Origin of the sequence: Bifidobacterium sp. UBA744 (genome assembly GCA_002298605.1) — a bacterium.
GTDB lineage: Bacteria > Actinomycetota > Actinomycetes > Actinomycetales > Bifidobacteriaceae > Bifidobacterium.
The window spans coordinates 15,974-16,239 of record DBKS01000038.1; the positions used below are offsets into that span (position 1 = coordinate 15,974).

Annotated in this window: 1 pseudogene; it reads right to left on the bottom strand. The window is 50.0% G+C overall.

Going from position 1 to position 266, the window contains the following annotated elements:
• Positions 1 to 86: 86 nt before the first annotated feature.
• A pseudogene (locus B2994_RS03930) lies at positions 87 to 266 on the bottom strand (DNA-binding response regulator); the annotation flags it as partial.

Below are 266 nucleotides of genomic sequence, written 5' to 3' on the forward strand. Positions count from 1 at the left end.
TGCGATATGAACGAGCATCCAATCAGAAAAGGGAAATCATGAATAAGCGAATATGCATCCGGATATATCAGTACCTTTCATATCGGTTATGACATATCGAGAAGCAGCACATCGGGAAGAGTATGCGTGCCGTACGAACAATGTTGGACGGTCTGGGCACCTGTGCCCACAGCCCACAGCATGCGACAATCAGCCGTCACCTGTTCTGGCGTCTGCGCAAGGAGTTGGAGTGCGAAACGATCATTGTCCACCACCCCAATGGCTAT